At 65.7% G+C, this 9,953-nt stretch carries 13 protein-coding genes; 4 read left to right on the forward strand and 9 right to left on the reverse strand.

The window, feature by feature from the left end; translation table 11 throughout:
• Nucleotides 1–221: 221 nt before the first annotated feature.
• Both ACZY0Y_RS18925 and ACZY0Y_RS18930 read left to right on the forward strand, forming a co-directional pair.
• Nucleotides 222–1,274, forward strand: a complete 1,053-nt coding sequence (locus tag ACZY0Y_RS18925; protein ID WP_463959778.1) for a metallophosphoesterase family protein — start codon at nt 222–224, stop codon at nt 1,272–1,274.
• 90 nt (nt 1,275–1,364) lie between these two features.
• Complete coding sequence (locus tag ACZY0Y_RS18930; RefSeq protein ID WP_463959780.1) at nt 1,365–1,694, forward strand: YqfO family protein; 330 nt, start codon at nt 1,365–1,367, stop codon at nt 1,692–1,694.
• Nucleotides 1,695–1,760: 66 nt separating this feature from the next.
• Here ACZY0Y_RS18930 and ACZY0Y_RS18935 read toward each other — a convergent pair whose 3' ends face one another.
• On the reverse strand, nt 1,761–2,333 hold the full coding sequence (locus tag ACZY0Y_RS18935) for an MOSC domain-containing protein (protein WP_463959782.1): 573 nt from the start codon (nt 2,331–2,333) through the stop codon (nt 1,761–1,763).
• 47 nt (nt 2,334–2,380) lie between these two features.
• Entirely contained in the window at nt 2,381–3,112 is a 732-nt protein-coding gene (locus tag ACZY0Y_RS18940; protein WP_463959784.1) for an SDR family NAD(P)-dependent oxidoreductase, read from the reverse strand.
• 38 nt (nt 3,113–3,150) lie between these two features.
• Between ACZY0Y_RS18940 and ACZY0Y_RS18945 the strand changes: the two genes are divergently transcribed.
• A complete protein-coding gene (locus tag ACZY0Y_RS18945; protein WP_463959785.1) occupies nt 3,151–3,639 on the forward strand; it encodes a GNAT family N-acetyltransferase in 489 nt (162 codons plus the stop codon).
• Nucleotides 3,640–3,657: 18 nt separating this feature from the next.
• Here the strand turns inward: ACZY0Y_RS18945 and ACZY0Y_RS18950 are convergent, their stop codons facing one another.
• Nucleotides 3,658–4,539: an alpha/beta fold hydrolase gene (locus ACZY0Y_RS18950; protein WP_463959793.1), complete on the reverse strand. Its 882-nt coding sequence runs from the start codon at nt 4,537–4,539 to the stop codon at nt 3,658–3,660.
• Between ACZY0Y_RS18950 and ACZY0Y_RS18955 the strand changes: the two genes are divergently transcribed.
• Nucleotides 4,452–4,646 (forward strand): hypothetical protein, encoded by a 195-nt coding sequence (locus ACZY0Y_RS18955; RefSeq protein ID WP_463959795.1) that lies wholly within the window; start codon nt 4,452–4,454, stop codon nt 4,644–4,646. The genes ACZY0Y_RS18950 and ACZY0Y_RS18955 overlap by 88 nt on opposite strands.
• A 38-nt stretch (nt 4,647–4,684) precedes the next feature.
• On the opposite strand, the gene ACZY0Y_RS18960 is transcribed toward ACZY0Y_RS18955, so the two are convergent.
• The 6 genes from ACZY0Y_RS18960 to ACZY0Y_RS18985 form a co-directional block, all read right to left on the reverse strand.
• Complete coding sequence (locus ACZY0Y_RS18960; protein ID WP_463959787.1) at nt 4,685–4,945, reverse strand: hypothetical protein; 261 nt, start codon at nt 4,943–4,945, stop codon at nt 4,685–4,687.
• A 348-nt stretch (nt 4,946–5,293) separates the two neighbouring features.
• Nucleotides 5,294–5,623, reverse strand: coding sequence for a hypothetical protein (locus ACZY0Y_RS18965; RefSeq protein WP_463959788.1), 330 nt, complete (start codon nt 5,621–5,623; stop codon nt 5,294–5,296).
• A gap of 92 nt (nt 5,624–5,715) precedes the next feature.
• A complete protein-coding gene (locus ACZY0Y_RS18970) occupies nt 5,716–7,374 on the reverse strand; it encodes a cytochrome b/b6 domain-containing protein (protein ID WP_463959789.1) in 1,659 nt (552 codons plus the stop codon).
• Nucleotides 7,374–8,360 carry an electron transfer flavoprotein subunit alpha/FixB family protein gene (locus tag ACZY0Y_RS18975; protein ID WP_463959791.1) on the reverse strand — a complete coding sequence of 329 codons (987 nt, stop codon included), beginning with the start codon at nt 8,358–8,360 and terminating at the stop codon, nt 7,374–7,376. Before ACZY0Y_RS18975 ends, ACZY0Y_RS18970 begins: the two co-directional genes overlap by 1 nt.
• 11 nt (nt 8,361–8,371) lie before the next feature.
• Nucleotides 8,372–9,148, reverse strand: coding sequence for an electron transfer flavoprotein subunit beta/FixA family protein (locus ACZY0Y_RS18980; protein ID WP_463882254.1), 777 nt, complete (start codon nt 9,146–9,148; stop codon nt 8,372–8,374).
• 208 nt (nt 9,149–9,356) lie between these two features.
• Entirely contained in the window at nt 9,357–9,698 is a 342-nt protein-coding gene (locus tag ACZY0Y_RS18985; RefSeq protein WP_463882256.1) for a YciI family protein, read from the reverse strand.
• Between the last annotated feature and the right edge of the window lie 255 nt (nt 9,699–9,953).

A 9,953-nucleotide genomic window follows, 5' to 3' on the forward strand; every position in this document is an offset into this window, starting at 1 on the left:
TTCGTTGAAGGCGATTTTTTCCATAAGGAAGAACTGTTGGTCGATGGTGTTTCCATGGGTGTTGCAACTCCCGGATTTCGGGGGCGTTGCAACGATCACTAGAACTCGCCTCCGACAGGCATTCTCCGTTTAAACCGCCGATACAACCTCAACCCGACCGGTGGATCGAGGCTAAGCCGCGCACCTCAAGCCCCAACCCCACCAAGAAGAGGAACACCGTCATGCCTTCAAAGACCATCAAAACGACGACGGCGGCAGCCGTCCTGGCGCTCGGCCTCCTTGCGTCCCAGCCCGCCACCGCCGCCGACAACACCGCCGACAACACCGCCAAAAGCCAGGCGTTCGCGTTCGGCGTGATCGGCGACATCCCCTACGGCGAGGCCCAAATCGCGAAGTTCCCCGCCCGCATCCAGGACATCAACAACGACAGCGCGCTGAAGTTCGTCACCCACGTGGGCGACATCAAGAACGGCTCCTCGGTCTGCTCGGACGAGTACTTCGAGAACATCCGCACGCAGTTCGACACCTTCGAGCACCCGCTGGTCTTCACCCCCGGCGACAACGAATGGGTGGACTGCCACCGCACCAACAACGGCGCCTACAACCCGCTGGAAAGGCTCGACAAGCTGCGGGATGTCTTCTTCGACGAGCCCGGCAAGACCCTGGGCGCCACCATGCCTGTCAAGACCCAGGCGGACCTCGGTCTGCCGGAAAACGTCCGCTTCACCCAGAACCGGGTGGCGTTTTCCGTACTGAATATCCAGGGCAGCAACAACTCGCTGCAGCCGTGGACCGGCCTGGGCGAAACCACAGCCACGCCCGAGCAGTTGGACGAAGTTGAGCACCGGACGGACGCCGTCCTGGCCCAGATCCGCGACACCTTTGCTGACGCCAAGCGCCGCAACGACCGTGCCGTTGTCCTGATGACCCAGGTCGACATGTTCGACCCGTCCCTGCTCGCCGCCGCGAGCGCCACCCCGGACACCATGTCCGGCTTCCGCGAAATCGTGCAGGCCATCATCGACGAAACCAACAGCTTCGACGCCCCGGTCTACCTCATCAACGGCGACAGCCACGTCTTCGCCGAGAACCGGCCGCTCGCGGAGGGCTCACCCTGGCTGGACATCTACGGCCGGCCCGCCGCCGATGACCTGCAGCGCATCACCGTGGACGGATCCGCCAACGCCACCAACTACGTCAGGTTCACCGTCGCCGGCAACAGTGCCGAGGGCGCGGACGTTCTGGCTTGGGAAAAGGTCCCCTTCAGCCAGTAGGCACCAGAAGGAAGCGGACGGGTCGATGAACGTTCGAACCGTGATACCCAGAGGCCCAAATACGGCCCGTAGGCCTCACGTGCGGCCTCGATGGCGTCTTGCCCGATTTCCGCGCCGAGGAAGCCAGAACGGCACGCCATTGGTGAGGCCGGGGCGGGCAGGCTGGGCAACTACTCGCATTGTTCGTTCAGCATCGAGGGCACCGGGCGCTTCACGCCGCTGCCGGGCGCGAACCCGACCATCGGCGCCGTCGGTTCGCCCGAGGAGGTCCCGGAAACTCGTATCGAGGCGGTTTACCCGCGCTCCCGACGCAACGCCGTCGTCAGTGCGGCACTGTCCGCGCACCCGAACGAGACGCCGGCGTTCATGACCTTTCCGGTCGACGTGCGCCGGCCGGACGGGACGGGGCCCGGGGCCTAGCGGCTGCAGTATTTGCTTTCCGTGATTCACGACCAGTTGTAGCAGCCCCGGGTGACTCGCGTCGGGCTACGGCAACCGCGAAGGACGGAGCAGGGTCGCGTCGCCCGCGCGGTCAGGATCCAGCGGCACGGGGCTGATCAGCACTGCCGGTCCGCGGTGCAGTACGCCGTCGGAAAGCACCTGGCACCGCATGCCGCCCCGCCCGCGCATGGCTTTGTGGGCGCCCGGGGCGAGCATCTCATCCATCCAGGCGCACGGATGGGCGGGCCGGCCGGCCTTGAACCGCAACGGCTCCCCGCCGGACTCCAGAGAGAATTCGTGACCGAGCAGTGGTGCCAGGTGGGCACCCCGGATATGGACGTTGCGGCGCGTCAGCAGCGGGTCCAAGGACGCTGTTCCCAGCTCGGCGGCGATGGCTTCGAGCGCCTCAACGGCGAATACGGTGACGGCGGCATCCATGTGCGCGGCCTTGCCGAAAAACCGGTCGCCGACGATTCCCTTGCCGGCCACCAGTTTCACCTGCTCGGCATCGGTGGTGGGGACGTCGGCTGCACCCTCGCGGGCGCGGCCAAAGTAGGCGTGCGCCGGTGACACCAGCAGGTGCAGGATCTCGATGTTGTACCGGTAGCTGGCCGTCATCCCACCAAACTATCGTCCCCGCGGGTCCCTGCGGGTATTCCGAAGGGTTAGGCCAGGCGCACTCCCGTGGCCCGGGCCAGGGATTCGACAAGCCCGGTTTGCAGCTGCTGGTCGTAGACGGCGGGGTGTGCTTTCCGCCGGTGCTGATGGTGCCAATAGCCGCCGCTCGTCAGCGCCTCCGGGTCCTCGCTCGTGGCGAGCCATTCCTGGGTGAGGTGCCCCAGCCGCAGGTCGTCCGGCGCTCCGGGGCCACCCATCTTCGTGGGGACCCAGCCGGGGTCGACGGCGTTGCTGAGAACGTCCGGCCATAACCGGGCGACGAATGCGGCAAAGGCGGTGACGTACAGCTTGCTGTCCGAATAGGACACGCCCGCTCCCTGTCCGCCCCAGTCGATGCCGGAGAGGGCGGCGTGGCCGCCACGGTGCATGCCGCTGCTGAGGTAGATCAGCCGGCGCGGGCGGCGGATGAGGGCGGTGAGGACGTAGGGAGCGATGACGTTGACCTGCAGGATATGCGGACCGGTGAACACACCCGCGTTGTGGACCACGGCGTCCAGCGGGCCCTTGTGATTGACCTGGTCGGCGACGTCGCGCGTTTGCTCGAGATCGGACAGGTCCCCGACCACGCCTGTCGCCCCGCGGTCCAGGAGGTCCCGAACGGCCGCGAGACGGTCCGCAGTGCGTGCGTGCACGACGACGTGATGACCGCTGGCCATGAGGCTTTCCGCGGTGGCCCGTCCGAGTCCGTCTGTTGATCCCGTGATGAAAAAGCGGCCCATTGCGTCCTCCCTTCATGGCTGGCTGGAATACTGGGGAAATGGCTCTCGCTGAACTTGATCTCCCGGGCGGTCCCTTCACTCTACGGAAAGCCGGAGCGTCCGACGTCGGACCTGTCCTTGGGCTTCTGGCGGACGACCAACTCAGGGCGGGCGTCGACTCGGCAGCGATTGAGGACCGCGACCCCTACGACCGTGCTTTTCAGGCAATCGACGCCGACCCCGCCCAGCTGCTTGTCGCTGTCGTCACGACGGCACATGAGGTTGTTGCGACCATGCAGCTGACATTCATCCCCGGGCTCGCCCGGGGCGGGGCGACAAGACTGCAGATTGAAGCGGTGCGCGTTCGGCCGGACCTGCGGGGCAACGGCCTCGGAGGCGCCATGATCACGTGGGCGATCAACGAAGGTCGCCGGCGGGGTGCGCAGTTGATACAGCTCACGTCCGACGGGTCCAGGGCCGCCGCGCACCGGTTCTATGAGCGTCTCGGCTTCGAAGCGTCGCACGTGGGCTTCAAGCTCTTGCTTTGAGGGGCCACGCCGAAGCACTTAGCCGAACAGGCTCACCACGGCCTGTGCGAACGCGTCCGGGTTCTCCTGCGGAACGTTGTGTCCAACGCCCGGGAGGCCGCTTTCGGTGTAGGGGCCGGTGAAATAGTCTCTGCCGGCGATCGCCGCAGGGCCGCCGACGCCGTCGTCCCCGCTTTCGAGTACCACTGTCGGAACGGTGATGCGCGGCTCCTGGGCGATCAGGTCCTCGAACCGCTGGTACCGGGGGTCGCCGTCGACCAGTCCGTAACGGTGGCGGTAGGAGTGGATGACGACGTCGACGAAGTCCGGGTTGTGCAGGCTCGGGGCGCTGGCGGGAAACGCCTGGCGTGCGCCATCCCAGGTGGGCGACCAGGTGCGCCACAGCAGTTCGCAGAGTTCGTCCCGGTTTTGTTCCAGCCCGCGGCGGCCCCGCTCCGAGTGGAAATAGTACTGATACCAGTAACTCCGCTCCCATTCCGGGTCCACAGGTTCCCCGGAACGCGCGAGGTTGTGCATGTTGTAGCCGCCGACGGTGACGAGCCCGGCAACGCGTCCGGGGTCCAGGGCCGCCACGATGCACGCCGCCCGGCCGCCCCAGTCGTAGCCCGCAACGACTGCTTTCTCGATGTTGAGGGCATCCATGAAGTCGATGAGATCCTGCCCGAGGGCGGCTTGTTGTCCTGAGCGGATGGTCGTGTCATCGAGGAAACGGGTCGGACCGAAACCGCGAAGATAGGCGCGAGCACGTAGGCGTCCTGGCCCGCGAGGATCGGAGCGACGTCGTCGAAGGCCCGGACGTCGTAGGGGAACCCGTGCAGGAGGATGACCGGGATCCCGCCCGGATCGCCCGCGGACTCGTAGCCGATATCCAGGACGGGGGTCTCGGCGCGGCCGAAGGATGTGAAGCTCATACCGCCATTCTGACCCAGCTGCCGGGTCTTGACGTCGAGGTCCCACCGAATTGGAGCGTTAACTTCGCCGTCCGCGATGCCGACGCCAGCGGCTGACACGAACTTCCAGCTGTCGGCGTCGCGCCCAGAGGTAATTAGGGCTCGACGAGCATCAGCATTGTTTCCGGACGGACGCCGTCGAATTTCATCGCTTCGGCTGCCTCTTCGGACTCCATGATCCGCTGGAACGTTTCCATGTCGGGGACCTGGACGATCAGGCCTACACGGTGGCTTTTTGCCGGGTCGGTGAACGTTCGAACCGTGATGCCCAGCGGCCCGAATACGTCTTTCCTTTTTGGTGAGCTGAGCCAGTGTTCGACGTCGTCGACTTCGTGGAAGATCATTAGTGTTGGCATCGTTGCCTCCGCTTTCTGGGGTTTTGCCAGGAGCCGGGCTGGTCAAGGGGCCGCGTCGGGACATCCTGATCACGCTGAACGTACCACGGCCCCGAACGCAGCGGTAGCGGGAAAAAATTGACAGTTCGGCCCTCGCAAATCGGCCATCCGAGAAGCTATGAAAGGTACTCGGTGGCGGCAGGCGGGTGAACGACGGGCCCGGTGAATCACCCGTCAAAACGCAGGCGGACGACGGCGGGATGTCCCGCCGTCGTCCGCTGTTTGTTGTCTACTGCGGTGCCGACTGGGCCATATAGCTCGACACCCGGCCCGCACCGGTAACGAGCGCAACGTTTCCCGTTGGCGCCTTCATTCCTGGGCGCTGAGGTTCCAATGGACTCGGATGGCCTCAGCAACTGGGCCAGCGGTGACGTCGACCCGGAAAGCAACGGGCGCGGTCCCTGTCTCCTCGATGACCGAGTCACGGTAAACGCGGCCGCATGAGGGACACAAGGTGTAGAGATCCTCATCCGCAGGCCATTTCGCCAGCCCGGCGGGAACCGGGCCGTCGTCGCCGATGTAGATGGGGACGCCGTGTGAGTTGGCCTGAATCAATCCGTCCTTGCTGACGGTGTTGCCGCATACGCAGGTGATGGTGGTGACATCATGATCGGTTACATCGGCGGTTTCAGGTTTCATGATGACCTTCCCGGTGCTGGAAGAGACGTTCTGGTACCAGCTTATGCCTGCCGATTCATGTCACCACCAACATCGTGGCCAGCTGGGGGAACTTAGCGGCTGCTCACCTGACCGAACAGCTTCGCGATGGGTGCGAGCAGGATCGGGCGGGCGGCGTACCACCCGGCAGTGGTGATGGCTATGGCGGCCGCGAAGAGCCAGAACCCGACCCAGTTCACCACGTCGGTGCCGCCGAACATGTGGTTCAGGTTGCGAAGCGCACCGGTCGCGAACACCAGGAACACGTGGATGAGGATGAACAGCACGAAAAACAGCATCGTCGGGAAGTGGATCGCGCGTGCGACCTCCACCGGGTAGATCCTGTTCAGCGACTTCGCGTTCTTCGGCCAGAACTCGCTCATGCGAACACCTGTGATCGCTGCGAGCGGGGCCGCGATGAACACCACGAGGAAATACATGAGCTGCTGCAGGCTGTTGTAGTTCACCCAGCCGTTCTCCACGGGCCAGTCCAGTGTCATGTACTGCAGGAGCGCGGAGAGCGCGTTCGGGAACACTTCCCAGCTGGTCGGGACGATTCGCATCCAGTGGCCGGACGCAACCAGCAGCCCCACAAAGACGAGTCCGTTGACCAGCCAAATGGCGTCGAGCGACTGGTGCAGCCACAGGTTGATGCTGATTTTCTTTCCGCCGCGCTTGGGCGTCCAGAACGCCGGCGGCTTCTGTTGGGTGCGCACCTGGTAGCCGGAGCGAATGATGAGCACTATCAGGAAGATGTTCAGGAAGTGGCTCCACTGCGCCCACCAGGGGAAGCCCGGCTCTGCGGTCTCGGGCAGGTGATATTCGCCGGGGTACCTCTCGAAGAACTCCGGTACGCCCGGCAGCGTCGTCACACCGCGCGCGGCGAGCACAAGAATCGCTGCCGCGGCCACGGCGCCGACGGCGATGAGCAGGACGCGCTTGATCCACTGGGCCAGGGTGCGCGCACCGTAGAGCTTGGCCTCGGCCTTTGGCTTGACGATTTTTTCAGCAGCGGCGGGCTGTGCCACCGATGCCGGGGTGGCCGTGACCGCGGGCGCACTTGGGGTCGCGCTCGCTGGCGCGGCCGGCTCTGCCTCGGCAACGGTCTCCACCACACTGGCAGCCGGAGCGGTGGCCTCGGCAATGTGTTCGGGTTCTGCCTGCACTGCAGGGGCAGGAAGAACCAAGGCGGCAGCAGCCGCCGGCGCGAGTCCAGCGGGCGGCCACGGTTCGCCGTCGGGAACGCGGGGAAGTCCGCGACGAAGGGGTGTGATTCCCGTCGTCGGCGTCGCCGGCGCGGTGGCCGGAGGGGCTGTAGGTGTTGTCGTTTCCGGTGCTGCTTGCTCAGCGGCGGCAGCAGCGGCTTCGGCCGGTGCGGTCATGGCCACTGCGGCGGGAGCCCCAGACAGAGCTGGCACTGATACCGAAACCTCGCCTGCTGCCGGCCAGGGTTCGCCGCCCAGGATGCGGGGCAGGCCACGGCGAAGCTGCCGCACCTCCACGGTGCCAGCGTTCGCCGCAGGGACCGGAGCGGACGCCGCCGTCGCACCTGGTGCCATTTCCTGAGGTGCGGCGGGCGCGGCGGGGACCGATCCCGCCCCGGAGACAGACTCCGACCCGGCTTCCGCTTCGGCGGTGACAATGTGTGCGGGCACCTGGCCTGCTGGAGGCCAGGGGTCACCACCTTCGACGCGCGGCAGGCCCCGCCGGATGGACCGAGAGAGAGGTGCCATCACAGATTCTTCCGGGCCTCAAGGGCGCTGATCAGCTGGGGTACAACCTTGAAGAGGTCGCCGACCACACCAAAGTCGGCGATCTCGAAGATCGGCGCGTCCCCATCCTTGTTGATGGCGACGATCGTTTTTGCGGTCTGCATGCCGGCCCGGTGCTGGATCGCGCCGGAAATGCCCAGCGCAATGTACAGCTGTGAGGACACGGAAACCCCGGTCTGGCCGACCTGATGGGACTGCGGGATGTAGCCTGCATCCACCGCGGCGCGCGAAGCACCAATGGCAGCGCCGAGGGTATCGGCGAGCTGTCCCACGAGGGCGAACTGTTCCTCCGAGCCGAGGCCGCGGCCGCCCGCGACAACCTTCGCGGCACCACGCAGCTCCGGCCGCGAGGTGGCGACAACTGCCTCGTCGAACGAGTCGATCCGCGCGGCAGGCTTCGCCGAGGGCGTCACTGCCAAGGTCTCCGACGCTTCCGGCTGAGCCGCAGCCCGCGCGTCAATGGAGCCTTGGCGAACCGTGATTACCGGCGCCCCGAACGTGGACGTTGACGACACATCGTAGGCGCCGCCGTAGACGGAGTGGTGCGCCACGACGCCCTCGTCATCACGTGAGACACCGACCGCGTCGACGGAAACCGCCGCACGCGAACGGGCGGCGTAACGGCCGGCAACGTCGCGCCCATTGAGGGAATGCGAAATCAGGATCGCGTCCGGCTGAACCCGCTCCGCAGCGGCGGCAAGCGCGTCAACGCTTGGCACGCCGAGCGCGGACGGGTCCGGAGCCTCTGCGATCAGTATGCGCGCGGCACCAAGGGCCGCGGCCTCCGTGGCGGCGGCGCTCCCGGCGCCGGGTGAGGCGAGTACCAAGGCGATGGGCGTGCCAACTGCAGCGGCAGCGCCGAACAGCCCGGCCGCAGCCTTTTCGAGTTCACCGGAAGAAGAGGCTTCCACGACGACCAGGATTGCGTCACGAGGGAATTCAGTCATGGTGTTACGCCCTAAGCCAGTCGGTTTTCAATGAGGAAGTCAGCGAGCTTGTCGCCGGCGTCGCCCTCGTCAATGATCTTGACGCCCGCCGCACGCGGGGGCTTCTCGGCAACGGTCAGCATGATCGATCGCGCCGCGTCCGGGTTGTCGGCCGTGATCCCGAGGTCCGCGAGCGTAAGCGTCTCAAGCGGCTTCTTCTTCGCGGCCATAATGCCTTTGAAGTTCGGGAAGCGCGGACCGGGAAGCGCCTCGGTAATGGAAATCACCGCGGGCAGGTTCGCTGATACCTTCTGCACTCCGGATTCAATGGGCCTGGTGCCCGACACCGCGCCGTCGCTGATCTCCACGGAGCTCAGACCGGTAGCCAGCGGCACGTCAAGCAGTTCTGCAAGCATCGCGGGAATCATGCCGCCGGATCCATCGGTGGAGACGTTGCCGGTGATGACAAGGTCGAACTCAACTCGACGGATCGCTGCTGCGAGGGTTTCAGCCGTGAGTCCAAGATCCGCACCCCGGAGCGCCTCGTCAGCGATGTGGGTGGCGCTGCCCGCGCCCATCGCAAGCCCCTTGCGGATGGTTGCCGTGGCGCCCTCGGGAGCGAGGGAGAGCACTGCGACCTCGGTGCCTGCGTTGGCGTCGGCGTACGTCAAGGCCAGTTCCAAGGCCCGCTCGCCGATCTCATCGATGACTGTCTCGCTGGCTTCCCGGTCGGCGAGGCCTGTTTCGAGGTTCAGTTTTCGGTCCCCGTATGTGTCGGGGACCTCCTTGACTAGGACGATAATCTTCATCGATGACTCTTCCTGTGGCTGGCATGCCTCCATAGAGGAGACACGTCGGATCTACATTGAGTCTACAAAGGGTGGCCATTCCTGGCTGACACAGCCCGTGTCGTGACTTATCAGCGTGGCCGGCGTCGTCTTGGGGCACACCGCCCTGCACCGGCTGACGACCATAGGTGACGGTCGGTCGCCGGTTGGCCGGGCGCCCAGCCGAGGCCTAGCTGGCAGGGTCGTCTTGGAAAGCACGCACCTCCTGCGCGCAACGGCAGGCGACCGCGATCTTCGCGGCCCACTCCAGGGCCGCCTCGTACGAGGGCAGCTCCAGCACCGAGTAGCCTCCTTCGAGCTGCGCCGTCTGCGGGTAGGTGCCCTCGTGCACGGTCCCATCGCCGTCGACCATGACGGGCGGGATGCTCTCATCGATGCCGCCGCCGAAGACCCAGACGCCGGCGTCCTTCGCCTCCTGAACGACCGCGTGCGACGCATCCGAAACGGACTGCAGGTCTTCGTCAGGGAAGACCATGGCGGCACTGGGAAACGAGATCAGATACTTGGTCATCGCGTCGGCTCCTTCTTCGCAGCACGGGGATCGCGTTTATCCTCGCCGATGCCACAGTGCCGCGCAAGACCTGCCCTTGCGATGACGGAGGAAGCGCTCATCACGCGCTTCCGCGTCAGCCGCGCCGACCCCGGCACTTACTAACCCGGATTTTTCATGATGGCCGGGTTGGGGGTCGGTCAGGGGCTAATTCCCGTTCCGGCTGATTTTGCTGGTTTTGGGCGTGCGGGCGGGGCCTGTTGTCGCTGGTTGGGC

The sequence above is a fragment of the Pseudarthrobacter kochi genome (assembly GCF_055412805.1).